The sequence below is a fragment of the Clostridiisalibacter paucivorans DSM 22131 genome (assembly GCF_000620125.1).
GTDB classification, from domain to species: Bacteria; Bacillota; Clostridia; order Tissierellales; family Clostridiisalibacteraceae; genus Clostridiisalibacter; species Clostridiisalibacter paucivorans.
Map to the genome: position 1 here is coordinate 1 of NZ_JHVL01000053.1, position 25,529 is coordinate 25,529.

General features: G+C 31.9%; 22 protein-coding genes and 1 pseudogene. All 23 read left to right on the plus strand.

Going from position 1 to position 25,529, the window contains the following annotated elements; all coding sequences use genetic code 11:
* The first annotated feature begins 350 nt into the window (after nucleotides 1-350).
* Nucleotides 351-956: a transcriptional repressor LexA gene (gene lexA / locus Q326_RS0112650; protein ID WP_026895725.1), complete on the plus strand. Its 606-nt coding sequence runs from the start codon at nucleotides 351-353 to the stop codon at nucleotides 954-956.
* A 197-nt stretch (nucleotides 957-1,153) separates the two neighbouring features.
* Nucleotides 1,154-1,378, plus strand: a complete 225-nt coding sequence (locus Q326_RS0112655) for a hypothetical protein (protein ID WP_026895726.1) — start codon at nucleotides 1,154-1,156, stop codon at nucleotides 1,376-1,378.
* Nucleotides 1,379-1,932: 554 nt separating this feature from the next.
* A complete protein-coding gene (locus tag Q326_RS0112660; protein WP_034602209.1) occupies nucleotides 1,933-2,364 on the plus strand; it encodes a sigma-70 family RNA polymerase sigma factor in 432 nt (143 codons plus the stop codon).
* 368 nt (nucleotides 2,365-2,732) lie between these two features.
* Nucleotides 2,733-3,047 (plus strand): hypothetical protein, encoded by a 315-nt coding sequence (locus tag Q326_RS0112665; RefSeq protein ID WP_156936308.1) that lies wholly within the window; start codon nucleotides 2,733-2,735, stop codon nucleotides 3,045-3,047.
* A gap of 100 nt (nucleotides 3,048-3,147) precedes the next feature.
* Nucleotides 3,148-4,824, plus strand: coding sequence for a recombinase family protein (locus Q326_RS0112670; RefSeq protein WP_026895729.1), 1,677 nt, complete (start codon nucleotides 3,148-3,150; stop codon nucleotides 4,822-4,824).
* Nucleotides 4,817-6,484 carry a recombinase family protein gene (locus tag Q326_RS17340; protein ID WP_051531454.1) on the plus strand — a complete coding sequence of 556 codons (1,668 nt, stop codon included), beginning with the start codon at nucleotides 4,817-4,819 and terminating at the stop codon, nucleotides 6,482-6,484. The genes Q326_RS0112670 and Q326_RS17340 overlap by 8 nt, the downstream gene beginning before the upstream one ends.
* Nucleotides 6,477-7,961: a recombinase family protein gene (locus Q326_RS17345; protein WP_051531455.1), complete on the plus strand. Its 1,485-nt coding sequence runs from the start codon at nucleotides 6,477-6,479 to the stop codon at nucleotides 7,959-7,961. Before Q326_RS17340 ends, Q326_RS17345 begins: the two co-directional genes overlap by 8 nt.
* Before the next feature lie 282 nt (nucleotides 7,962-8,243).
* The gene (locus Q326_RS0112685; RefSeq protein WP_026895730.1) at nucleotides 8,244-9,068 is read left to right on the plus strand and encodes an AlbA family DNA-binding domain-containing protein; all 825 of its coding nucleotides are present in this window, start codon (nucleotides 8,244-8,246) and stop codon (nucleotides 9,066-9,068) included.
* Between the two features lie 155 nt (nucleotides 9,069-9,223).
* Nucleotides 9,224-10,204: pseudogene (locus Q326_RS19095) on the plus strand (DEAD/DEAH box helicase family protein); the annotation flags it as partial.
* Entirely contained in the window at nucleotides 10,196-11,419 is a 1,224-nt protein-coding gene (locus Q326_RS19160; RefSeq protein WP_347876191.1) for a type I restriction-modification enzyme R subunit C-terminal domain-containing protein, read from the plus strand. The pseudogene Q326_RS19095 and the gene Q326_RS19160, both read left to right, overlap by 9 nt.
* Nucleotides 11,420-11,871: 452 nt before the next feature.
* A complete protein-coding gene (avs2, locus tag Q326_RS0112695; protein WP_034602223.1) occupies nucleotides 11,872-16,083 on the plus strand; it encodes an AVAST type 2 anti-phage system protein Avs2 in 4,212 nt (1,403 codons plus the stop codon).
* A gap of 270 nt (nucleotides 16,084-16,353) precedes the next feature.
* Nucleotides 16,354-16,497, plus strand: coding sequence for an SHOCT domain-containing protein (locus tag Q326_RS0112700; protein WP_026895732.1), 144 nt, complete (start codon nucleotides 16,354-16,356; stop codon nucleotides 16,495-16,497).
* A gap of 59 nt (nucleotides 16,498-16,556) precedes the next feature.
* A complete protein-coding gene (locus tag Q326_RS0112705; RefSeq protein WP_026895733.1) occupies nucleotides 16,557-16,781 on the plus strand; it encodes a hypothetical protein in 225 nt (74 codons plus the stop codon).
* Nucleotides 16,782-17,294: 513 nt separating this feature from the next.
* Nucleotides 17,295-18,251, plus strand: a complete 957-nt coding sequence (locus Q326_RS17355) for a reverse transcriptase domain-containing protein (protein ID WP_051531459.1) — start codon at nucleotides 17,295-17,297, stop codon at nucleotides 18,249-18,251.
* A gap of 515 nt (nucleotides 18,252-18,766) precedes the next feature.
* Nucleotides 18,767-20,011 (plus strand): group II intron reverse transcriptase/maturase, encoded by a 1,245-nt coding sequence (gene ltrA / locus Q326_RS0112720; RefSeq protein ID WP_026895734.1) that lies wholly within the window; start codon nucleotides 18,767-18,769, stop codon nucleotides 20,009-20,011.
* A 253-nt stretch (nucleotides 20,012-20,264) separates the two neighbouring features.
* Nucleotides 20,265-20,939 carry a group II intron reverse transcriptase/maturase gene (locus Q326_RS17360; protein WP_284071442.1) on the plus strand — a complete coding sequence of 225 codons (675 nt, stop codon included), beginning with the start codon at nucleotides 20,265-20,267 and terminating at the stop codon, nucleotides 20,937-20,939.
* 160 nt (nucleotides 20,940-21,099) lie between these two features.
* Complete coding sequence (locus Q326_RS19210; protein ID WP_431188269.1) at nucleotides 21,100-21,861, plus strand: recombinase family protein; 762 nt, start codon at nucleotides 21,100-21,102, stop codon at nucleotides 21,859-21,861.
* Entirely contained in the window at nucleotides 21,809-22,177 is a 369-nt protein-coding gene (locus Q326_RS19215) for a recombinase zinc ribbon domain-containing protein (protein WP_051531461.1), read from the plus strand. The genes Q326_RS19210 and Q326_RS19215 overlap by 53 nt, the downstream gene beginning before the upstream one ends.
* A gap of 129 nt (nucleotides 22,178-22,306) precedes the next feature.
* Nucleotides 22,307-22,621, plus strand: a complete 315-nt coding sequence (locus tag Q326_RS19220) for a hypothetical protein (protein ID WP_051531464.1) — start codon at nucleotides 22,307-22,309, stop codon at nucleotides 22,619-22,621.
* Entirely contained in the window at nucleotides 22,587-22,820 is a 234-nt protein-coding gene (locus tag Q326_RS18545) for a hypothetical protein (protein WP_156936309.1), read from the plus strand. The genes Q326_RS19220 and Q326_RS18545 overlap by 35 nt, the downstream gene beginning before the upstream one ends.
* 362 nt (nucleotides 22,821-23,182) lie before the next feature.
* Nucleotides 23,183-23,446 (plus strand): DUF6608 family protein, encoded by a 264-nt coding sequence (locus Q326_RS19290; RefSeq protein ID WP_488655824.1) that lies wholly within the window; start codon nucleotides 23,183-23,185, stop codon nucleotides 23,444-23,446.
* Nucleotides 23,447-23,465: 19 nt separating this feature from the next.
* Entirely contained in the window at nucleotides 23,466-24,122 is a 657-nt protein-coding gene (locus tag Q326_RS0112745; RefSeq protein ID WP_026895737.1) for a hypothetical protein, read from the plus strand.
* 80 nt (nucleotides 24,123-24,202) lie between these two features.
* Nucleotides 24,203-24,955 carry a class I SAM-dependent methyltransferase gene (locus Q326_RS0112750; protein WP_034602226.1) on the plus strand — a complete coding sequence of 251 codons (753 nt, stop codon included), beginning with the start codon at nucleotides 24,203-24,205 and terminating at the stop codon, nucleotides 24,953-24,955.
* The last annotated feature ends 574 nt before the right edge of the window (nucleotides 24,956-25,529 follow it).

Below are 25,529 nucleotides of genomic sequence, written 5' to 3' on the forward strand. Positions count from 1 at the left end.
TCCTAGAAAATGGAGAACAATTAGTAAAAGAGATATCCTAATCTTAGTCGCTAACTGCAACCTCGCACTATTAGCATTCATCTTTGAAAACTAACCTTGCTGTTGGTCTAATCAAAGAGATGCAGCATCTGTAGTATGCAGGTTATGACAACTAAGTCAGGAAGCATGCTTTTCTGGCAATAACCTTATGGTTTTGCAAGGAGGACAAGAATTATCCTTTGCTAACTATTCTTAATCTTATTTTAGCACTAGGATATCTCAATTAAAAATTGTAATAAAAATAAATAAAAAAAATATGCTTAGAACACTTATAAAAGTGTTTCTAAACATATTATACGAGGAGGTAGAACATGAGAACAAAAAGTCCAAAACGTATGAAAGAAATAATTGATTTTGTAAATGAATACACAAATCATTATAGGACTTCTCCTTCTACCAGAGAAATTGCAAAAGTTGTAAAAACTGATAATGGTACTGTATACCGTTATCTTGTAGAGATGGATGAAAGAGGTATGCTCGAATACAATGGTAAAGAAATCATAACGCCAACCATTAAAAAAATGGAAAATGACATGATACAAGCGGCTGTCTTAGGATCTGTATCTTGTGGAATTCCACTTTTAGAGGAAGAGCATATTGAAAGTTATGTATCCTTACCTGCAAAATTTTTTGGTAAGGGAGACTATTTTATCCTTAGAGCCAACGGAGATTCTATGATAGAAGCAGGAATTGAAGATGGAGATTTGGTAGTTGTGAGGAAACAAGAAGAAGCTAATGAAGGTCAGATTGTTGTTGCTCTTCTAGAAGATGGAAGCACTACATTAAAAAGATTGTATCTAGATAGAGGAAATAAGTGTGTAAGACTTCAATCTGAAAACAAAAATATGTCAGATATAATAACTGCTAACTGTTCTATTCAAGGGGTAGCTATAAAAATTATGAAAGATTTAATTTAATTGCTAGAAAAAAATCATGTTTAAAAGTTAGAAGTGCCCGTTGTAAGAAAACTTCTAATAACAAACTTAGAAAAGAAGGATTCAAGATGATGAAAAAATGCTGGTCTTCAGTGGTATTTAGGTGTTAGGTTAGTAACTCATCTGTAGTTTTCTTTCCCTAATCCACTTTGAAGACAATAAGAAAAGAAGGATTGCAGATGAAAAAAAGAAAAAAGTATATTATAGGATGCCCATATTGTGGGAAAGAGTTATGTAAAAGTGGTTTCACTAGTAGCTTTAATGATATGGAAATTAAATGCTCCAAATGTGGGGCAAACATAGAAATTGAAATTAACAATGGGATGATTATCTTTCATCCAGACAAGAAGATATCCATGGTAGCTGAAAGCCCAGTAGGATATAAAGAAAAAGAAAAAATATAAGAAATATTAAGTGAGTTTCTGTGAAATTTATGTTTTAGCCATTGGACTGGGCAAAAAACTCTTAGGAATGGTAACATAAATTAAAAATCTATGGAGGACTGGATTCGGAATGTACCGTTAGGAGCCACATAGATAAAATACTTTGAATCTGGAATCAGAATCCAGGAATAAGTCAAAGTTCTCAACCTACATATTCCAAGGAAAACTTAATAGATTGAGGTTTATACAGAGGTGTTGAACTGGGCTAGAATCCTTAAGAACAACAGTTATAAATCAAGAGTTTGTTGAATGATCTGAACTGGACAAGACTTCAATTATAAATTGAACAAGAATCCTTAAGAGTCACGCAAAACGGAAGTATTTATCTGAATAGATAAATCTGTTTTGTGTGGCTCTTTTTTTATTTCCCAAATACTTTCGTTATATGCGTCGGCTCTTAGACAAAAGAAAGAGCAGGTGCATATGAAAAGACGATGGGAAACCTACATTGCTAGATATCCATAATCTCTAATTTTAAAAACTTATTGATTTTTAAAATTAGGAGGTTATGGAAAATGAAAGAAAATAGAAAGAATTACTATCTCTTTGTAGGAGATAAAAAGGTAGATGTAACAGAGAAAATTTATAAAGAATATTGGAGTGAAACCAATAGAGAAAATTATCTTAAAAGGCTAGATAAAAAGAACAAACTAAGTTATTTCTCAGAATTTGCTATAGAAGAAAAAGACAGAAACATTGAGGAGAGATTTGCAGATAAAAGTATTGACATCGAAAAATTAGTGGCTGTAAAAATGCAGATTGCAGCACTTCATGAAGCCTTGAATAAGTTAAACCCTGAAGAAAGGGAACTTATTCAGGCTCTTTTTTTTCAGGAAATACCACAAAGAGACTTGGCTAAAAAGCTGAATATAAGTCAAGGAGCTGTCTTTAGAAGAAAAGAAAAAACCTTAAAAAAGTTAAAGGAATTCTTAATAGATTGGGAGTAAAATAAAAGTTTTTTTAAAATAGCGAATCAGAGGGGCAGTTTTTTCACTGTTAAATATAAGGGGTAATTTAAGCAATTCCCTAAATAAGAAGAGATATTTTATAAATTAATTTGAACTTTGATAACTGAATAGACCAAGACAGGACATTATCCGTTTATGGAGCCAGTAGAGGCTACGCCATGACCACTTTGCTGAAGTATATCTTCGGTTTAAATAAATACTTGCATAACGCTAAATGCAAAGGAAACAAAAGTGAAAGCGATAGATAGTTTGCTACAGGAAAGGTCTGGTAGGCCTTTTTGCAAAGATACAAACGGTGATAATGATACTTCTATACGTTGTTGCTTCCCACCGAGAAAAGGGGAGGGGTGAAATTCCTATGTAGCTACCAAGCACTTGTCAATGTCATTAAACTTAAATTAAAAAAAATTAAAGAAAGAAGAGGTATCGAAATGAAAACTATTAAAGACAAAAATGAGAACTCTTCTTCTGTCAATCATAGATGTAAAGATGAATTATCAATGGGAAGATACATAGATCAAGAACTAGCAGAAATTCCTGAAGATAAAAAGAATATATTTATTCAGGTAGGTAATGTTCTTGTTAATTGTTGTATAGGAGATACAAGAGTTAGTATGGATGATTTTGTATCAGATTTATGTAAATTAGAATTAAGGATTTAGGGTGGTGACAGATATATATAAGTGCGGTAAGATGAAAATATAAAGTTTCTGAAATCCTTAATAAATTGCACCCAAAATATTTATTAAGGAGAGAAGAGAAATGAATAAAACTAAAGCTTATATGTATCTTCGCTTATCAAGAGATGATGGAGATGAAGGTGAAAGCAATTCTATTACAAATCAAAGGGAACTTATAAAAAGCTATGCTGATAAGGCAGGCTTTAAGATTGTCAAGGAATTTATTGACGATGGCTATACAGGTTCCAACTTTGATAGGCCAGATTTTAAAAGAATGCTTAATGACCTCGAAAAGAAAGATTGCAAAACTATTATTGTAAAAGACCTTTCAAGATTTGGAAGAGATTATATTGAGTCGGGGAAGTTTCTTCAGAAAACTTTTCCTCAAATGGGAGTCAGATTTATATCAGTTAATGATAACTATGATAGTGAAAATGCTGATGTAAGTGACACACATCTTATTCTTCCTATAAAAAACTTTATTAATGATAGTTATTGCAGAGATATATCTATGAAAGTAAAAAGTTCTCAAAAAACTAAAAGACAGAGAGGAGAATTCATAGGAGCATTTGCACCCTATGGATATAAGAAAAATAAGAAGCAAAAAAATCATCTTATAATTGATAGAAAAGTATCTCATATAATTAGGAAAATCTTTGAAATGAAAATTGAAGGTTATTCTTCAAAGGCTATAGCAGATGAACTCAATAAACTAGGAGTTCAAACTCCTGGGGCCTATAAAGAAAGCGAAGGTTCTAATTTTACAACAGGCTTTGCCACAAATAAAAGTAAATGGCAGGCCAAGATGATAAACAGAATTATTGAAAATAGAATTTATATAGGAGTCCTTGAGCAAGGGAAAAGGACAAAGCTAAATTATAAGTCTAATAAGGAGATTAAAGTTCTTGAAGAGGACTGGATTAAGGTGGAAGGAACTCATGAATCTATTGTTACGGAAACAATGTTCAATGTAGCAAATAAGATGATGGGAAGAGACATACTAAATAGGAAGTCAAAACCTGATTTTCTAACAGGTCTGCTTTATTGTGCAGATTGTGGAAATCAACTTATTAGAAGAAAGCAGAAAACAAAAGATAGTTATAGGAACTATTATATCTGTGGCTTATACAATAGAGGAAATGCTTGTTCAAGACACAGTATAAGAGAGGAAGATATTTTATCTTCATTAGATTTTATTCTTAAGCAACATATTAAGTACCAGGAAGAGTTATTTGCAAGAATCAGAGGAACTGATTTAAGCAAAACAGAATATGAGCTTGACTTAGATGATCTACTTGCTGATAAAAAGAAATATGAAACTCTTAGGAGGTCTCTTTACATTGATTTGGAAGAAGAGCTTATTGATGAAGATGAATTTCAATCCTTTAGAAAGAGCTATCAATTAAAAATAAAAGAGATAGATCAGCAAATTATAAGTAGGAAGAAAGCCTATGAAGATTTAGGAGATATACTTGCTTCTAAGGAAAACTGGCTTACTGACTTAGAGAAGTATAAAAATATTGAAAGCATAGATAGGCAAACACTTGCTTTATTTGTAGATAGAATTTTGGTAGAGGAAAAAGACCAAGAAGGTAGACCGAGAATAGCAGTATTTTTTAATGATATGGAGAAACTGGACATATTAAAGAAGATAATAAATGGAGTAAAGAAAAGTAATACTTCTAATCTTATTTCCTTTAATACCATGGCTATTAAGAACCTATCCGCTCAAAGAGAGGGGGTAGCAGTTAATGGCTAGAATATCTAGAAGAAATCTTATAAAGACAGAGGAAGTAAAAGTTATCAGTTCATTCAGGGCTGGAATTTATACTAGGCTCTCACAAGAGAGAACAGAGGAATGGAGGAATAAATCATCTTCCATAGAAACTCAAATAGAAATCTGTCAGGAATATGCCAATAAGGAAAACATGAATTTAGTCAAGGTTTATACAGATTATGAGTATTCTGGAACAAACTTTGATAGGCCTGGATATATTGAAATGATGGATGATGTGAGAAGTGGTCTTATAAATTGTATTATAATAAGAGACCTATCACGACTTGGTAGAGAGCATCTTGAAATGGGTAGGCTTGTAGACAAGGTATTTCCCTTTTTAGGAGTAAGATTTATTTCTGTAGTAGATAAGATTGATACAGAAAGAGGTATTGATGCAAAATTATCCTTTGAAATGCTAATAAAGAACATTATAAATGACATGTATGCAAAAGATATTGGTTATAAAGTTAAAACAAGCAAAAGGCTAAATGCCAAGCAAGGATTCTTTATAGGTTCAACTCCACCATTTGGTTATAAGGTAGTAGAAAAAGATGGTGGAAGAAAACTTGAGCCTGACGAAGTAAGCATGAAGATAGTAGAGAGGATTTTTACTAGGTATGCAGCTGGTGAAAATACACTAAAAATTGCTAAGGAGCTTAATGAAGACAATATTTCTACATCAAGTGCCTATAATAAAACAGGAAATATCTCACGTGAGCCAGGAGAGCTGCAATGGAGAAAAGGTACAATAGCCAATATGCTTAGGCAAAGAGTCTATACAGGTTGCCTTGTTCAAGGAACTAAGAAAAATGTTCCAGGGAGAAAGTCTGGCCACTATAGGCAAAAACCTAAAGATGAATGGATAATTGTAGAAGACTCCCATGAAGCTATAATTCCAAATGATTTATTTTTGGCAGCCCAGGAGATACTTGATAACAATAAAAAGAAAGACCACTTTAAAATAACAAGACACGATCTAGAAAGAGATCCAGTCAACAAGTATAGAGGTATAATTTTTGATGGAAATACTAAGCTAGTTTTAAGAAGACATTGCATTAAAAGCAGAAAGAAAGACGCTAAATTCTATTATTATAAGTTCACAAATGAAGGAAATAATGGAATGATACTTGAGACTCCCTATATTTCTATCATGGAAGATACTATAGATGAGCTAGTAATAAAAAAACTAAGAAATGTACTGAGTATTGATGCAAGTGGAGCAGATTGTAAAGATAGAATAATTGATATAAGCAAGATGAAGATTGAGGTGGTAGAAAAACATCGGATTTCCCTTTCAATTAAGATTTCTAAGCTTAATTCAGATTTAAAAAAGTTATATGAAGCCTATAGTTTAGGAAAGATTGAAAAGGAAGATTATCTAGAGGAAAGAGAATTAAATAGAAAGAGTTTAAGCCTCTATGAAAAAGACCTAAGTAGTTTTGACCTAGAAATCCTATTCATAGAAGCTAAGGCAGAAGAAGAGATAGAACTGTTTGACTATTTGTCTTCCTATAAAGATATCAAACTAGATGAAGAAATTATCCAAAAATACATTGAACGCATTGATGTATATGATAATGAAACTATAAAAATCAGCTTAAAAGGTTATCTAGGTCGGAAGGAGATGGAGTCAAATGAATAATGTTGCCATTTACATGAGGATTTCTTTTTCTGAAAGAGATAATCTAAAATATACGGAAGAAACTATAAATTCTCAAAGAAATATTATTAAGCACTTCATCTTTAATGACCAAGAACTTAAAAAAGCAAACTTACAAGAGTTTGTTGATGAAGGTTATAGTGGAAGCACTACTTCAAGACCAGGGCTTGATAGACTTCTTGCAAAGGTTAAAGAACAGAAGATTGATTGTATTATAGTAAAGGATATGTCACGATTTATGAGGAATTATATTGAAATGGGTGATTATCTTGAAAATATCTTTCCATTTATGGGGGTAAGATTTATAGCAATAAATGATGGCTATGATAGTGATAAGGAAGGCCATAATGGTACAGAGCTAGATATTCAATTTAAAAATCTTCTTAATGATTATTATAGTAGAGATATTTCAGAAAAGATGACTACTGCCCTTTACACAGCTAGAAAACAAGGAAAATATACCACAGGAACACCACCATATGGATATCTAAAGGATCCTAAAGATAAATACAAGCTTATCATTGATCAAGTAGTTTCGGATAATGTTAGATATATATTTCAGCTTATCATTGAAGGACATACTTTAAATGAAACTGCAAAAATCCTTAATGATGAAGGTGTTATAACAGCTAGAGCAAGGAGAAAGCAGATTAAAGGGTATGATTCCTATTCTAATAGGTGGTTCTCAACTGTAGAGCAAACTATATGGTCTCATAGCATGGTTAGAAGGATTGTAAGAAATGAAGCCTATACTGGAACATTCGTATTTAACAAGACAAGTAAAAGCAAGCTTGATGGTGGTAAGGTTACCTATCATCCCAAGGAAGAATGGGAAAAGATTTATAATAATCATGAAGCTATTATAAGCAAAGAAACCTTTGATAAAGCAAGTGAACTATTAAAATCAAGACATAAGAATAAATTCAAAGGTGGGACAAGTAAATATAATGGTAGTCCTATTGCTCCTTTCGTAAGATGTAATAAGTGTGGATACAAAATCAGATTCCTTAAAAGTTCTAATGGCAAAGAATTAATAGGCATAAATCTTTACTGCTATTATTGTAGGATGCTAGACCAGGAAGAAAAACTACCTCATTATAAAGATTTAGAAGAAGATGTCTTTGAAATTCTTAAAAATAGATTCCATACAGACAAGACAGAAAAGGAAAGACTCTTAAAGGAACAGAAAAAACTCTATGATAAAAATGATGAACTTTCAAAGAAGAAGAGAATAGAATTTGAAAAGTATAAGTTTGGTAAGATTTCAAGAGAGAATTTTATAGAGATAAAAGACCAATTGCAGGAGTCTACTGAAGAGAATAATAAGCGTATAGAAGCTATTGATAAGGAACTTAAAAAAAGTGGAAGTATAGAAAGTCTTACTGAAGATGTGGTAGGCAAATATATTAAAACAATATACATTTCTGGCAAAGGTATAGAAAAAATAGAATATTGTTAGTACAATAGAAGGAGATCCACCAATAGGGCCTCTTTTTTCCTATAAAGGTTCTTAAGAAAACTTTTAATGAAGTATCTATAAAAAATATGCTTAAACACCTCCAAATCAAATAATCTAGAGATTTGGGGGTGTTTCATATAAAAACATATAATGTTACCAGAGACATTGGTTTTAAAAGCATACCTACTTTTTGGAGAATTATTTATATAGAAGAAAAGATTTGTACTATAATTATTAGTGATGATATACTTTATTAAAGGTGATAGGAAAGGGAGGGGTTCTATGAAGAAGCATTTTAAAGATATTTTCTATGAAGATTTCTTAGAAAGTCCTACAAAAGATAAATTTCGAGAATTATTAAAGAATAATTTTGGAGAGCTAGATGAATTTGACTTTAAAGAGACCTGGATAAATAAAGGGAAATTAGCTAAATTAGTTTTAGCTATGGGAAATTCTAGAGGTGGAGTGGTTATATTTGGTATAAAGCAAAAAGATGATGGCACTTTTGAACCAAGAGGGTTAGAAAAATTTAAAGATGATGCTGATATAAACAATGACCTTGCTAGGTATGTTTCACCCAATCTCCATTATGAAATTTTCAATTTTGAGTATAAAGGTTCTGAATATCAGGCTGTAGAAAATAAAAAGTTTCAGGTTTTAATTGTAAATGATACTCCAGATAGGTTGCCATTTATTTCTCTTAATCAAACAGAAGGATTAGAAGAAGATACCGTATATGTTCGTAGAGGTACTAAATCTGAAAAGGCAACTAGTGAAGATATTACAAGAATTATTGATGATAAAATAAAAACAATCTATAAGGATGGCTCGGACCTAGAATTAAATGAACATTTATCACAATTAAAGCAATTATATAATGAACTCCCCCAAAAAATAAAAGTTTTAATAAGAAAGGGAGAGCCAACAGAATTTAAAAAAACTATGCTAAATTTTGCACAAAAAATTGGAAAGATTTATATGGAATCTGAAGATGAATATGAGGAAAAAAGCAATCCAAACTATCCAGAAGAAAGTTATGAAGCTTTTATACTAAGAATGATTAAACAAAAGAAATTAAAAATTGAAAAAGTACTTGATCTAAAATAATAATAACAAAAAAACCAAATTAGATAGTTACATTATATGAATCGAGGATATCTTAATTTAATTTGATGGATAAGATTAATTATTTAATTAATCAATTGATCTTCTTAAGTAAAATAATTTGTATCATACCCTTGACACGATAGGGAAGCGGAAAAACAAGAACAGCTGCTTCTATAGTTGATCTTATGGTTAGGAATAACTGGGCCAAAAATATTCTCTTTTTAGCAGATAGAACAGCCCTAGTCAAACAAGCTAAGGAAAGTTTTAATGAACATTTACCTGGACTTTCCCTTTGCAATCTTTTGGACAATAAGGATGATGTTAGTAGTAGAATGGTATTTTCCACCTATCCAACCATAATGAATGCTATAGATGAGAAAAAGGGGACTGATGGAAAGAGGATTTTCACCAATGGACACTTTGATTTGATAATTCTAGATGAAAGCCATAGGTCTATCTATAAGAAATATCAAGATATATTTGCCTATTTTGATGCTAGGCTTTTAGGCTTGACTGCTACCCCTGTAGATGAAATTGATAGGAATACCTATAGGATTTTTGAGCTGGAAGAAGGTAATCCAACCTTTGCCTATGAATTAAAAGAGGCTATTGAAGATGGATATCTAGTAAATTATGAACTTCCACAGGTATCTGAAACTAAAATTATGAAGGAAGGAATAAAGTATAAGGACTTATCAGAGGAAGAAAAGGAAGAATTTGAAAACACCTTTGATTCTTTTGAAGATATTCCTAGTGAAATGGTAAACAAAAGTCTTTTTAATATAGATACGGTAGATTTAGTTATAAAGGATTTAATGGAAAAAGGAATAAAGGTAGAGGGTGGAGATAAGTTAGGCAAGACTATAATCTTTGCTGCAAATCAAGACCATGCTGACTTTATAGTTGAAAGATTCAATGCCCTATATCCTGAATACAGGGGAGATTTTGCTCAGGCTATTTATCATAAAATTAATTATGTAGATAATCTTATAGATAAATTCAAGGACAAGGATTCTTATCCTCAAATAGCAGTATCTGTAGATATGCTGGATACAGGAATAGATATTCCCGAACTTGTAAACCTAGTATTCTTTAAAAAAGTCAGGTCTAAGGCCAAGTTTTGGCAGATGATTGGTAGGGGAACTAGGCTATGTGAAGATCTATTTGGACCAGGACTTGACAAGAAAAAATTCTTAATCTTTGACTACTACTATAACTTTGAGTTTTTTGAAATAAATAAGAGAGGTCATGAAGCTGGTCTTCAAAGATCCCTAACAGAAAACTTATTTAACATTAAGGTTGATTTGATAAAGGCTTTGGAAGATTTAGACTATCAGGAAGATGAATTTATAGAATACAGAAATGAGTTAATAGACAATATAAGTCTTTTAATTAAAGGAATAAATACTGATAGATTTAATGCAAGAATGAGGCTGCATCTAATAGATAGGTATTCAGATAAAAGAGCTTTTGAAAGTCTAGAGGAAATTGATGTAAAGAACCTTAAAGATGAAGTTTCACCTCTTATAATATCTACAGATGACGATGAATTAGCTAAGAGATTTGACTATTTAATGTACACTATACAATATGCCTATCTTGAGAAAAAACCATATTCTAAACCTAAGAGTAGGGTTAAAAAGACTGCCAATGATTTAGAGAAAAAGGGCTCTATAGGGCAAGTACAAAAAAATAAAGAGCTAATTTATGAGATACAGGAAGAAGAGTTTTGGGAAGATGCAGATCTCTTTGACTATGAAAGGGTTAGAAAGGCTTTAAGAGAACTTATAAAGCTAATAGATAGGGAAAGACAGGGAATTTACTATACAGATTTTAAGGACGAAGTAATAGGGGTTAGAGAGGGAAGTCCAATATATGATGTTAATGATTTAGGAACTTATAAAGAAAGAGTAGTATCCTATTTTAAGAAGTATAGGGATGATTTGCCTATTTATAAACTTAGAAATAATGAAGAACTCACCAAAGAAGATATTAAATATTTTGAAAGAATCCTCTTTGAAGAATTAGGGGATAAGGATTCCTATAAAAAAGTTTATGATGATAAACCTCTTTTGAAACTGGTTGCCAGTATTACAGGTATGGATAAGGGGGCAGCTAACAAAGAGTTTTCAAAATTCTTAACAGATGAAAAATTAAACTCAGATCAGATTAACTTTGTCAATAATATTATTGATTATATTGTTAAAAATGGATCTATTGAAAAAGAGGTTTTACAGGAATTCCCCTTCAATAAAAAAGGCGGGGTAATTAAATTATTTGATAACAAGCTAGACTTAGCTAGGGAAATTATTTCAACTATTGATAAAATCAATAGTAGGTTAGTGGTTTGAAGCTTAATGAATCATTTAGTGGTTAAGAGAAAGCTTAGCCACTTTTTATAACAGGGTATTAGGGGTGTCCCCTAAATCATTCCGATAGGAACAAGTAGAAAATTGGATAAAAAGAAGCGAACCTAAAAGGGCCCGCTTCATCAATTTTCTCGTAAGTGTGTCTACACTTACTGTGCTTGCTATTAAAGTTATTCTAAAAGCAGGTATTAAGCTAAATATTTGATTTGCATATTTATATTACCACATTCTATAGCTAATATTAGCGTGTATTAGGTAATTTCTTTAAAAGCTTTGACCTGACAAAGTCTTGAAAGTGATTTAGGGTTAATTAGGCAAATTATAAGGGAGTCATTTATTTTTAATATGGCAAAGTAAATTATAATGTTCATGTAAATTTAATTTCTTATTAATATATGAAGGCAGTTAAAGTATAATAATTGGAGGAGGATGCCATGATAACTTCTACGATAGTAGTTTCATACATTGCTTCAAAATTTCTAGATAAATTCATTGAAGACATGGGTTATTGTTTTTTTAAAAAGATTATATTCCCTAAAAAAACATATAAAGGTAGATTGGTATGCATTATCAATAAAACAATAGATGAGTATGAAATTAGACACCCATTTTTTCAAGGTGAAGCTAAGTTTCCATTTTATCATTCTCAGATACTGTTTGAAGAATTGAATAATTATGTACTTTTTAAAACTAGTTTATCAGATGAAGATTTACTAGGAAAATTTGAAGAGAACCCTCATATTCTTATCCCATCAAAAGAGGAATTAAATACTTTTTATAGCTTGTTTGTTAATAATATTAATAATGATAAAGAGCTTGAAGATTTATTTATTGAGGAAAATTATAAAGCAAAGATTTTTGATATTCATAATTCGTTAAATAATCTAGATAAGAAAATAAAACGTATTGAGAAGTCAATAACCTTTAATCCAAATAAAAAATGGTTTATTAAACAAAACCAATCTGCAATACATGATTTAGGAGAACGATATACTCCAAAAGTTAATTTTGAACTTTCGGATACATTTGTTTTTGATGGAATTGGTCGCTCAGCAAAATTTGAGAGGGAGGCAATTAAAAGACTAGATAATCTTCTTATCAAAGGGAAGAAAATCCTTATAAAGAGAACTGATATGGCCAACATAAATGAAATAATGGAAAAATTGGAGAAGTATTTTGATGAATTATTTAATCGATTTAAGTCGACCAATTTTCAGGGTACTAAGATAATCCCAATCGATTCTTTCTTAGAGATATCTGATAAAATAAGAAAACTAGTTGAAGAAGCTGAGAGCTATTATCATCTGGAAGAAGAAAGAAAGGTAACAAAGGAAACAAAAAGCTATAGGACTTATCGTAAATTTGGATCTGAAATAAGAAACATCAGTGATTTTACATATGAACTGATGAGTTTTATTGAATTTATTAATAGTGCTACCTTTCGACTTGCTAATAATCCTATACTGGTTATCGATGGGGAGGCAGGGATAGGGAAGTCACATATGGTCGGTGATATTGTTTCCAAACGTATGAGTGATGATTATGAAAGTATTTTTATTCTGGGTCAGCACCTCTTGATAGATGAAAATCCGTGGACTCAGATATTTAAGATTCTTCAAATCAATTCTAAAACAGAGGAATTTTTAAATACCCTTAATGAACGTGGGGAGAAGTCTAAAAAAAGGATTATATTATTTATTGATGCGATTAATGAAGGTAGAGGAAGATATTTTTGGCCAAATTTTATTAGAAGTTTTATTTATGAAATTAAAAAATATGAATGGCTAGGTTTAGTTGTAACAGTTCGTTCATCATATAAGGCATTAATTTTTCCTGATGATATCTGTGAGGGCATTATCAGTCATACGCTCTATGGTTTTAGAAATGTTGAATACGAGGCGAGTAGGCTCTTTTTTAATAATTATAAGATAGAATTGCCTAATGTTCCCTTACTATATCACGAGTTTCAAAACCCTCTTTTTTTAAAGCTCTTCTGTGAGGGAATAAAAAAAGCAGGTTTAAACAGAATACCGGATGGACTTCAAGGGATAACCTCAATCATAGATTTTTTCTTAAATGGTGTAAATGAAGTTTTGTCTAAACCAAATTCTGTAGACTATTCGAGCAGTATAAAATTGGTTCAAAGGTCAGTAAATGCCTTAATTCAGTATAAAATCGAAAATGATGTATGGTATGTACCATACGAAATTGCCTATGACCTTATTGAAGAGGTAGCCTCAAAATATACTGAAAAAAAAGGATTTATTGAGAACTTGATAGTAGAGGGAGTATTGTCCAAAAACTTATTTTGGAAATCGAATAACCAATATCAAGAAGGTGTCTACTTTGCTTATGAACGATTTGAGGATCATTTAAAGGCACAATATTTATTGGAAAAATATCCAAATATTGAAGAAGAGTTTAAAGAAGGCGGTAATCTTTATAAATACATTGATACTGAAAAATCGATATATTCAAATAGAAGGTTGATAGATGCATTTTCAATCCAAGTTCCAGAAATTTATAGTAAAGAGTTATTTGAATTTATGCCTGATCTTAAGGGGAAATATCCTGTTGTTGAATCATTTATTGAAAGTCTACTCTGGCGTAAATTAGATAGTATAAATGATAAATCAATAGCCTATGTAAATAAATTTGTATTTTCTTATAATGGCACTTATGAATTATTCTGGGAGACAATTCTTTCTGTTGCGGCATTACCAGGTCACTTTTTTAATTCCAAATTTTTGCACAAAAACTTAATGGAATTTTCTATGCAGGATAGAGATGCTGAATGGACTGAACTTTTGAAAAATAAATTTAGCGATGAGTCAGCAGTAAAGCATCTGATTGATTGGGCCTGGGATGAAAATGATAAATCATATGTTTCGGATGAGTCAATTGAGCTTGCGAGTATAGCGATAGCATGGTTTCATACTTCAACAAATCGACAGTTGCGTGATTGTTCAACGAAAGCATTAGTATGCTTATTGCAAGATAGGATAAATGTTTTAATAAGGATCTTGGAAATATTTGAAGATGTAAATGATCCTTATGTATATGAAAGATTATTCGCAGTTGCTTATGGATGTGTCTTAAGGAGTGAGCAAAAGGATTTATTTGTAGAATTAAGTGAATATATATTTAAAATTATTTTTAAGGACAAAGATGAAGTTTATCCGCACGTGTTGTTGCGTGATTACGCCCGTGGGATTATAGAATATACGTATTATTTGGGCTATACCCTTTCCTTTGACATTAATTTAGTAAGACCCCCATATAAGAGTACTTTCTCTACAAAAATACTAACCAATCAAGAAATTGATGCAAAATATAGATTCGATTATAAAAAGAATTTTCCAGACTATTACTGGTCTCAAAATAAAATCCTTAGTTCAATGACGACTGAATATGGTAGAGGAACAGGTGGATATGGTGATTTTGGGAGATATACCTTTGAGAGTGCTTTGCGGGCTTGGGATGTCAATACAGATGACCTAAGCAATCTTGCAATCGAGTGGATATTTGAGAAGTATGGTTATGATGTTGAAAAACATGGGAAATATGATCGTGATATAGGTTCATATGGAAGAAGTGCTTCAAGTATCGAACGTATAGGTAAAAAATATCAATGGATAGCTTTATATGAGATGGTTGCACGCGTATCGGATAATTTCAAAAAATATGAAGAATACAGTTTTAAAAAAGAAAAAGAAGAACCATATCAAGGACCATGGAGTCCCTATATTAGGGATATAGATCCAACTATGATTATTCATAAAACTGGAAGTAATGATGAAGATGCGAATGAAGAATTTTGGTGGCAAACAGGGAGTTCATTCAATTGGGATTGTCCAGATAAAGATTGGTTTAAAAACTCTACTGATTTACCGAAGTTTGAAAATCTAATTGAAGTGGAAGATGAACAACGTGAAAAATGGTTAGTTCTTGAGAATTATCCTGAATGGGCAGAGCCGAAAAAAATTGGAGAAGAAAGATGGAACTATCCCCATAAGAGATTTTGGACCCAGGTAAGAAGTTATATTGTTAATGAGAAAGATTTTCAGGTATTAAAAGATTGGGCAGTACAACAAGATTTTATGGGTAGATGGATGCCTGAAAGTAGTGATAGATATGAAATCTTTAGCAGAGAATACTACTGGTCACAGGCCCACCAATATTTTATGAATGAATATTATAATGGGCTCGAATGGCGTGATGTTATTGACCCTAATTCAAATCAACATATTGCAAAAGTAATTGTTCCTACTGAATCATTTTTGTGGGAAGAAGAATTTGATAAATCAAAAGAAGATGCTATCAGATTTCTAAAACCTTGTACAAATATTTATAGAGATATGAATCTAAAATATAGCAGAAAAGAAGGAGAATTTTTAAATAGCACTAATGAAGTCATTTGTTTTGATACTAGTGTTTATTATAATTCAAAGTCTCATTTATTAATAAGAAAGATTCCTTTCTTAAAATATTTACAAGAAAACAAGTTAACAATCATATGGACTGTATTAGGTGAGAAGCAAATAATTGGAGGGCATACAAACAATTATGACAGACTAGAGATAAATGGGGTGTTTCATTTAGAAGATGCTGAAATTACTGGAGGAATAAATACAAAGAGTACGTAGGGTCACATGGAGAATAGATAAAAATTAACTGGACTTGTAGATATATGTAACAGGAAATGTTGTTGCTGTGAATAAACAAAGCGATTGATTTAAGAATAATTTTTCTTAGAGCAATCGCTTTTTTCTGTGTCTATTTTCATTTAAATTCCTAAAATCTTTTTAAAATAGCGAATCAAGTGGGCATTATTTTCACTTTTATATATAGGGGGACTTAAGTAGTCCTATGAGAATAAAGAAAGCTTTGGTAAAAATCTAAAGGAGGAAGAATAGATGAAGGACATATTAGAATATAGCATTCAGCTTGCCATGCTCAGGCAATTATTAAGTGAAAAGCTAATAAACAATCAAGAATACTTTAAGATTAAAAAACTTCTTATGGAAAAATATAAGATTTCTTCAGATTTGACCTGCTAAATTTAACTAGTCGCGGTAAAATAGGATTGTATAGAGAAATACAAAAGTGAGGTGAGATTATGAAGAAGGTAGAAGTAATAAAAGGTGAAGGTCTTTTAAATGGTAGAAGAAATGGTGCAGAGATAAATTTAAAAAGAGTTGCAGCTTATTGTAGGGTAAGTACTGATAGTGAAGATCAGCTTCAGAGCTATCACTCTCAAGTAAAATACTATACAGATTTAATCAATGAAAATTCTGACTGGACCATGGCTGGAATTTATGCTGATGAAGTGCGCCCAGATTAGGGCTTTGTTTAAAGTAGAATTATGGAACTACACTGTAAGATAACGCAGTAGTCAACCTATCTTACTGCAAGGGGAAACCCAAGACAGGAACATAGCATGATAGGAAAGCAACAAGTTGGCTTAGGACAAAAGCCACGACTTATGCTGCAATGACAAGTGGATATGAGGATAAGATTGTATTTATCGAATGTGAGGTCTAAGCTATCATTGCGTAGGGTTTAAGGAAATGTCCTGTTACCTTAGCTGTAATATCTATATGTACCTTCGTCGCATATAGAGTTATCAATAAATTACAGAGCAGGCACGAGAACGTGTTATAACAGACTGAAAGCATATCCGACAATCCACACTTCCAAGAAACAAAGCTAAACTGGGGATTACCTAAACAAGTTTATTACTTGCATGGTAACAGAGTTTCCATAGTAGTCTGAGATGAGTAAGGCTCATTACATGGCGAAGGGAAACAGTTAATAAATTTCAAAATAAGAAAGTTGAAAGGCAGGAGAATCCTGAATGAAACCAACAGCTGATATTTTGGAGCGTATCTACAAAAACTCAAATGAACACAAAAATGGAGTATATACTCGCCTTTACCGTTATCTTTTAAGGGAAGATATTTATTACAGTGCATACCAAAAATTATATTCAAATAAAGGTGCATCAACTAAAGGTATTGATAATGATACTGCTGATGGATTTGGAGAGAAATATGTAGAAAGCTTGATTGAAGAATTAAGAAACAACACATATAGACCTAAACCAGTACGTAGAGAATATATCAAAAAACCAAATGGGAACATGCGACCTTTAGGAATACCATCATTTAGGGATAAGCTATTACAAGAAGTAATTCGCAGATTCTTAGAAGCTATATATGAACCCGTTTTCAGTGATTTCTCACATGGATTTAGACCTAATAGAAGTTGCCATACTGCATTAAAACAGACACTACCATATTTTAAAGGTACAAGATGGTTTGTGGAAGGTGATATAAAAGGTTGTTTTGATAATATTGACCATGAAAAACTCATTGAAATACTGCAAAGGAAAATTAAAGACAGTAAGTTCATAAACATAATTCGCAGTTTTCTAAAGACAGGCTACATTGAGGATTTCAGATACAATCAAACTTATTCTGGAACACCTCAAGGTGGAATTTTATCACCAATTCTAGCAAATATTTATTTAAATGAATTGGACAATAAAATCATGGAAATAAAGCAGACCTTTGATAAACCAGCAATAAGAAGTATAAATCCAGAGTATGACAAAATTAGGGGAAAGAGATATTGGTTACAAGTTAAACTTAAAAAAGCTACTGAAAAAGAAAAACCAGTATTAATTTCAAAAATCAATGAGTATAGTAAAGAACTTTTGAAAATCCCCTATAAGTCACAGACAGATAAAAATATCGCTTTTGTGAGATATGCTGATGATTGTGCGCCACGAAGGCGTGTCCAAGTAGCGTAGCTACTTGAGGACAGCTATGCTGTACAGATGATGGCGGTGGGCCCGCCGAAATCGCCATGCAGGTGGAGATTTCAAACTACCTTAAGGTGCTGTGGTCAAAAGCCATGGTATTGAGCGTTAAGGAAAAGGCAGTACCTAAACTGTCAAGTGCGTATTAAGAAGATGAACGAGCAAGTGAACCACTTACGAAAGTGTCGAAAGCGTAGAGATTCCATCAAAACCAGGGGGTTGTCGTTAATCTGGGATAAGTCTAGGGGAAACCTGTTTACTGCCTAGATGGTGGGCGGCACAAAGGTGGCATGAACTTAATACAGGCGTCTGTATGGAACGTGGGAACCCACGGGCTGATGTTAAGGGAGTATATCAAGTGGAAGAACCGCAAGATAAGAGTACCAATGCAGTCATGGGGGCAGATTGGGTTGTAGTAGTGAAGAAGTTCCTGTAATGGGAATGGAGCGAAGAACCTGAGTTATCCAGTTTTAAGAATAAGTCAACTTTGAAAGAAGGAGGAGCTTATGCAAGAAACAAAGCCATATAATATTTCAAAATGGAAAGTAAAAGAAGCCTATGAAAAGGTGAAGGCAAACAAGGGAACATATGGAGTTGATGAACAATCAATCCAAGATTTTGAGGAGAATTTGAACAATAACCTATACAAAATATGGAATAGAATGTCATCAGGAAGTTACTTCCCCAAACCTGTAAAAGCAGTAGCAATACCTAAGAAAAATGGAGGAACCCGTATCTTAGGAATACCAACAGTAGAAGATAGGATTGCACAGATGGTGGCTAAAATGTACTTTGAGCCATGTGTAGAACCGATATTTTATGAAGATTCTTATGGATATAGACCAAATAAATCGGCAATACAAGCAATAGAAAAGACAAGAACAAGATGCTGGAGAAAAGATTGGGTATTAGAATTTGATATCAAAGGATTATTTGATAATATCAGGCATGATTATCTAATGGAATTAGTAAAAAGACATACAAAAGATGACTGGATAATCCTATACATTAAGAGATGGTTAACAGCACCATTTCAAATGGAAGATGGAGAAGTAATACCAAGAATATCGGGGACACCTCAAGGAGGTGTCATAAGTCCAGTACTTGCAAATCTATTCTTGCATTATACCTTTGATGATTTTATGGTAAAACAGTTTCCAACAATACCGTGGGAAAGATATGCTGATGATGGAGTAGCACATTGTACATCTTTAAAGCAAGCAAAATATCTACAGAGAAGGTTAGAGGAAAGGTTTAGGCAATGTGGGCTGGAACTAAACCTAGAGAAAACTAAGATAGTGTACTGTAAAGATGATGATCGTAAAGGGAATTATACAAACATATCTTTTGATTTTCTAGGATACACATTTAGACCAAGACATTCTAGCAGTAAATATGGAAAATTCTTTACAAATTTTCTTCCAGCTATATCTGAAAAGGCAAAGAAAACAATTCGTAAAGAAGTAAAAGGGTGGAAGCTACAGTTAAAAGTCGATAAAGACCTATGGGATATATCAAAGATGTTTAACAAGAAAATACAGGGATGGATTAACTATTATTCACATTTCTATAAATCGGAAATGTATGAAGTGCTACGATATATTAACAGTTGCTTAATTAAATGGGTTCGTAGAAAGTACAAGAAACGAAAACACAGACGAAAAGCTGAATATTGGTTAGGTAGCATTGCTAAGAGAGATATAAAGTTATTTGCTCACTGGAAATTAGGGATATTACCAACGGCTGGATAATGGGAGCCGTATGAGCTGAGAGGTTCACGTACGGTTCTGAGAGGGACTTAAGGGGAGGGTCCTTAGGTCTACTCGCTTTATAATAGCTGTAAGAGGAGATAAAGAAGATTGTATAAAAATAAAAGAGCAATTAAGACAATTCCTAAATGATGAATTAAAGCTTACATTAAGTGATGAAAAGACCCTGATTACCCATAGCAGTGAAAAGGTCAGATTTTTAGGATATGATATTTCGGTTAGACGTAATCAACAAATATCAACCAATTCATCAGGACACAAGAAACGTCAATTAAATGGTACTGTTGAATTATTAGTTCCCTTAGAAAAGATAGAAAAGTTCATGTTTGACAAAGGAATTATCAGACAAACCAAAGCCAAAAAATTTCACCCAATACACAGAAAGGGTTGGCTGTACTTACCAGACCATGAAATCTTAGAGAGGTACAATGCAGAAATTCGTGGCATACTCAATTATTACCGCCTTGCTATAAATTTCAATAAACTCAATTATTTTCAATATTTGATGGAATACAGTTGCCTTGCAACTTTAGCAGGAAAATATAATTCATCTATCAGAAAAATAATTGACAAACATAAAAATGGTAAAGGTTGGTCAATAAAATATAAAACAGAAAAGGGTATGACTCGAGAAAAGAAAATTGTAAAGCTTAAAGACTGTAAAGGTTTCTGTGATGATAACATAGTTAGGCACATTTATTCAGTAAATACCAACGCTACCATTAGAGCAAGACTGCAAGCAGGTGTTTGTGAACTCTGTGGTAGTAGAGGAAAGTCTAATTATGAAGTCCACCACGTTTCTAGTGTAAAGGAACTAGAAGGCAATAAGCTTTGGGAACAGATAATGAAAGTGAAGAACAGGAAAACATTAGTGGTATGTGACGAGTGTCATAAGACAATTCATAGTTAATTTGAGCTTTAAAAGATATGTTAATTATTAACGGAGAGCCGTATACGTCGAGAGGTGTACGTACGGTTCGGAGGCGAGGGACTTTGTACCCTTAGCCTATGCTATTACTGGCACTCAAGTAGATAAAAGACTTGATTTCCAAAGGCTAATAAATGATTGTATGAATGGAGATATAGATATGGTAATCACTAAATCTATATCTAGATTTGCTAGAAATACTTTAGATACACTAAAATATGTGAGACGCTTAAAGGAAATGAATGTAGCAGTATTTTTTGAGGAAGAAAATATTAATACATTAACTATGGATGGTGAATTACTTTTAGTTATACTTAGCTCTGTTGCCCAGCAAGAAGTTGAAAATATTTCGGCTAATGTAAAAAAAGGTTTGAAGATGAAAATGCAGAGAGGAGAGCTGGTTGGTTTTCATGGATGTTTAGGTTATGATTATGATAAAGAAAGTAAAACTATCTCAATAAATGAAGATGAAGTCGAGGTAGTGAGATATATATTTAAGAGATACTTAGAAGGGGCAGGGGGAAGTGTTATATGCAGGGAGTTAGAAAACCTTGGCTACAGGTCTCCTAGAAGCTCTAGTAAGTGGTCAGCCACCACTGTACTGGGAATTATAAAGAATGAAAAATATAAAGGAGATCTTTTAATGGGAAAGACCTTTACTCTAGATCCTATTACTAAAAGAAGACTGGAGAACTTTGGTGAAGAAGATAAATTTCATATAAAAGACCACCATGAACCAATTATAAGTGAAGAGGACTTTGATAAAGCCCAAGCTATTAGACTTAGAAGGGCTAAGAATAGGAACACTGTAGGCTCAAAGAATGGTAAAAGAGACAAATTCAGTAGGGAATATGCTTTTTTCCTGCCTATTAGAATATGGCTTCTGTGGTTCAAATTTATCTAGAAGATCCTGGCATAGTAACTCCCAATACAAGAAGACTATCTGGCAATGTGTAACTGGAACTAAGAAGGGTAAAAAGTTCTGTCCTGACTCTAAGGGTATAGAGGAAATAGCAATAGAGAAAGCCTTTCTAGAGAGCTATAGGCAGCTTACCTCAAATAATAAGGATATCGTAGACAAGTTCTTAGAATTAATAGAATCGACTTTGAAGGATAATACACTGGAGAAAAATATCAAGAAATTAGAAAGAGAAATATCTAAGATTACAAACAAACAAAACTCTTTAGTTGACTTAAGATTAGAAGAAAAAATAGAGTAAAAGTTATATGAAGAAAAGTATATAGATCTTCAGAAGGAGTATTCAGAAAAGAATAAGGAAAAGGAAAACTTAGAATATAACCTAGAAAATAACAATGAAATAAAAAACAGGATGAAAACCTTTAAGACCATGCTTGAAAGAAAAGAAGTCTTAAAAGAATTTGATAGGTATGTGTTTGAAAGTATTGTAGACAAGGTAATTGTTGGAGAAGTAGATGAAAAGGGTAATGTAGATCCATATAAGCTAACCTTTGTATATAAGACGGGCTTTAAGGACGATTTAGATGGAGAGAGGTTTAAGACATTCAGGGAAAATGCTAGTTCTAAAAATAAAAGAATAGGGAAAGACTCTGCTGAATTGTCTACCTATACTAGTAACCACGTAAATAAATTATCTTCCCATAGTAGTGATGACCCAGGTAGAACCAGTTGTAACTGTACCTAAAGAACTTTCAAAAAAATTTACTGAAGAGTTTGGGATAGAGGTTTCATATAGAGCACAAGAACTTTCCGTTCAAGCATTAGCTGACAGTATTAATCTATATGGAGGATATCGTGAGTATTCTAATGGAAAGATGTGGCTCGGATGTCCACTCGTAATACATAGAAGATGTCTAGACTCTATGTTTTCAATTTTCAACTAAATATTATACAAAAACAGTTGCTTAGGTAGGCATAAATGATTTAAGTTATGAAAAGTTTGATCTGTATAATTGTAAAACGAGATTAAATTTATTAAAGCCATCAAAATTAATAAAAAGCTATATTGGAATAAATGATATAGATTTCGTTGGATAGCATAAAACTTTTTTAGATGAACAAAAAATACCGGAGAGTATGCTTGGAAAAGAATTTGATAAAATTAAAGCTGAAGAGAAAAAAGAGCTTGATGGATATAAGCAACAAAAGCTAAAAAACATCTTTAATGTTGAAGTAAAATGTAAGCAATTATAGAAGTTCTTATTATCTGTATATTACTTGAAACTAAAAGATTTTCCAACAACATATTTACTACCAAGGGGGTACTAGATACTTACGACATCATTATTATAGATTATATCAAATTCCATTGACACTAGTGATTATTGGACAATATTTGGTGTTAATCGGGATTATATTATTTACTATTTGGATTAATACAGATTTACATCCTAATCTATATAGGGATATGTTTTTATCATTTATAATTCTATATATTATAGGTGTTACTATTTATTATTCAGACGTGCCAATGGAAGTAAAAAATGCTAGTCAAATATTAAAAATATAAAGAAGAAAGGAAATTAGATATGGGGAAAAAAGTTACTGGGTGGGATTATTTTTCTTTAGGAATGGCTGCATTTGCTGGATTAGGGCTAGAAGTGTTATATGCTTTTTTATTAGAACCGATGATATATGGAGTAACAATGCAGGACTGGAATATAAGTCAGACAATTACTCATTGGATTATAACCTGTATTTCTTGGGGGATAGTAGGTTATTTACTCATTCTTGCATCTAAAAAGAAGTATCAGTTTGATATTTTTGAAACAGCAGATAAGATGGCAAAATGGCAATGGGTATCTGTGATACTTTGTGTTGTGATAGCATTAGTTGCAAGTTACATAGATTGGAAAGGATTTAAGATTATCAGAGAGTTTCAGAGTAAAGGGCTATTATTATTCATTTTTCAGTATATATATTATGCCTTTGAAACAGTGTTATTTATGCTTATTATAATTTTTACTCAGAAGGCATTTGAGGTATGGTATAAAAGAAAAAACATACCATATGGAGGGATAATCTGTGGAATTACATGGGGATTAGCTCATGCATTTACAAAAGGTAGCATATGGATTGGATTACAAGGAATTGTCTTGGGAGTTTTGCTAGGAGTAACTTATTTATTAGTAAATAGAGACATAAAGAAGACATATATAGCATTGTTTATTATGTTTGCATTATAGTTGATTGATATAGGGCAAGTTTCTACTTTATGTTTCAAATAATGATTAAGTACAAAAATATTAGGGAGGAATTAATTAAAATGGAAATGTATAAAAAATTGTGTACCCAATTTTATGATATTGATAAACCTATGCCACCAAAATCTTTCTTTAGTTTTTATATGAAATATATAAGTAAAAAAGCTGAACCAATTTTAGAACCTATGTGTGGGTCGGGGCGTTTTTTAATTCCAATATTAGAAAAGAATTTTGATATTGACGGGGTTGATGCATCTTCAGATATGATTGATGCATGTAAAAGTAAAATGTCTATAAAGGGTTTAAGTACAAACTTATATAAACAGTTTCTAGACGAACTTGATTTACCTAGACAATATGGTCTTGTATTTATTCCTGAGGGGTCTTTAGGTTTGATTATAGAAGAAGCTTTGCTACTTAATAGTTTAAAAAAGATTTACAAACATATGGTCTCTGGGGGGAGATTTTTGACTGAACTCGAAACTCCTTATGCAAAACCAAAAGAAATTGGAAAAGTTACTGCAACATTCAGAGAAAGAAGTGATGGGTCTAAAATTGTGCTAAGTAGGTTTTGTGATTCTTATAATGAGAATAAAAAGGTATCTACAAGTATAAACAAATATGAACTCTTTAAAAATGGAGAATTAATTGAAACGGAATTAGAAGAATTTAAAGTACGTTATTTTGATATAGATGAATTCAGAAATATACTTAAAGGTATTGGTTTTAAAGATATAAAAGTGTTTAGACTATACGAAAGAGTACAACCATCAACAGATGAGCCTGGGGTAATATTTGAGTGTAGGAAACCTTGATATTGATAAGCGGCTTAATCCCAATTTGTTTGATATAATAATATTTATTTACTTTATAGAAATAACATATTTAAGAATTGACAATATCAATAATTGATATAAAGATGAGGTGATAGTATTGGCAAAAAAGGCTCTTGATGGGTTAACAGAAAGTATGTTTTATGTACTTGCAAGATTTTAAGAATGAAGTGTCTATTGGAGAGCTTGAAATTTGTATCGCAGTGCGTACCTAGAAAAAGTAGATATGTTATAAATAAAAGGGGCTGTTTCAAAATATAGTTCCTAAATAAAAGAAAAAGAGCTAAAAAATCTATTGATTTTTCAGCTCTTTTTTAGTATGTTTTATCTGATATGAAATCACATACTAAAATTAATAATAAAACAAAAATCAAAAAAATGCAACTATCTTTTAGTTTTGATTTAACTAATAATTTTGATATGGATGACGAGGTTTTCTTGGTGCACAATATTATTGAGGAGATGAATTTAAATTTTTTAACCAGTGCCTACTCTCATAAAGGTAGAAAGCCAGTTGTAGAACCACGTACTATGTTAAAAATATTAGTTTTTGCAT

Excerpts from the sequence above, each read along its gene's own strand:
- Q326_RS19215 (WP_051531461.1), top strand. The coding sequence starts at position 21,809 with ATGCTTTTTTCCTGCCTATTAGAATATGGCTTCTGTGGTTCAAATTTA.
- Q326_RS0112700 (WP_026895732.1), top strand. The coding sequence starts at position 16,354 with ATGAAGGACATATTAGAATATAGCATTCAGCTTGCCATGCTCAGGCAA.
- Q326_RS0112685 (WP_026895730.1), top strand. The coding sequence starts at position 8,244 with ATGAAGAAGCATTTTAAAGATATTTTCTATGAAGATTTCTTAGAAAGT.
- Q326_RS19220 (WP_051531464.1), top strand. The coding sequence starts at position 22,307 with ATGCTTGAAAGAAAAGAAGTCTTAAAAGAATTTGATAGGTATGTGTTT.
- Q326_RS0112660 (WP_034602209.1), top strand. The coding sequence starts at position 1,933 with ATGAAAGAAAATAGAAAGAATTACTATCTCTTTGTAGGAGATAAAAAG.
- lexA (WP_026895725.1), top strand. The coding sequence starts at position 351 with ATGAGAACAAAAAGTCCAAAACGTATGAAAGAAATAATTGATTTTGTA.
- Q326_RS17340 (WP_051531454.1), top strand. The coding sequence starts at position 4,817 with ATGGCTAGAATATCTAGAAGAAATCTTATAAAGACAGAGGAAGTAAAA.
- Q326_RS18545 (WP_156936309.1), top strand. The coding sequence starts at position 22,587 with ATGACCCAGGTAGAACCAGTTGTAACTGTACCTAAAGAACTTTCAAAA.
- Q326_RS0112745 (WP_026895737.1), top strand. The coding sequence starts at position 23,466 with ATGGGGAAAAAAGTTACTGGGTGGGATTATTTTTCTTTAGGAATGGCT.
- Q326_RS0112750 (WP_034602226.1), top strand. The coding sequence starts at position 24,203 with ATGGAAATGTATAAAAAATTGTGTACCCAATTTTATGATATTGATAAA.
- Q326_RS19210 (WP_431188269.1), top strand. The coding sequence starts at position 21,100 with ATGAATGGAGATATAGATATGGTAATCACTAAATCTATATCTAGATTT.
- Q326_RS17345 (WP_051531455.1), top strand. The coding sequence starts at position 6,477 with ATGAATAATGTTGCCATTTACATGAGGATTTCTTTTTCTGAAAGAGAT.
- Q326_RS0112670 (WP_026895729.1), top strand. The coding sequence starts at position 3,148 with ATGAATAAAACTAAAGCTTATATGTATCTTCGCTTATCAAGAGATGAT.
- ltrA (WP_026895734.1), top strand. The coding sequence starts at position 18,767 with ATGCAAGAAACAAAGCCATATAATATTTCAAAATGGAAAGTAAAAGAA.
- avs2 (WP_034602223.1), top strand. The coding sequence starts at position 11,872 with ATGATAACTTCTACGATAGTAGTTTCATACATTGCTTCAAAATTTCTA.
- Q326_RS19160 (WP_347876191.1), top strand. The coding sequence starts at position 10,196 with ATGATTGGTAGGGGAACTAGGCTATGTGAAGATCTATTTGGACCAGGA.
- Q326_RS17355 (WP_051531459.1), top strand. The coding sequence starts at position 17,295 with ATGAAACCAACAGCTGATATTTTGGAGCGTATCTACAAAAACTCAAAT.
- Q326_RS0112655 (WP_026895726.1), top strand. The coding sequence starts at position 1,154 with ATGAAAAAAAGAAAAAAGTATATTATAGGATGCCCATATTGTGGGAAA.
- Q326_RS0112705 (WP_026895733.1), top strand. The coding sequence starts at position 16,557 with ATGAAGAAGGTAGAAGTAATAAAAGGTGAAGGTCTTTTAAATGGTAGA.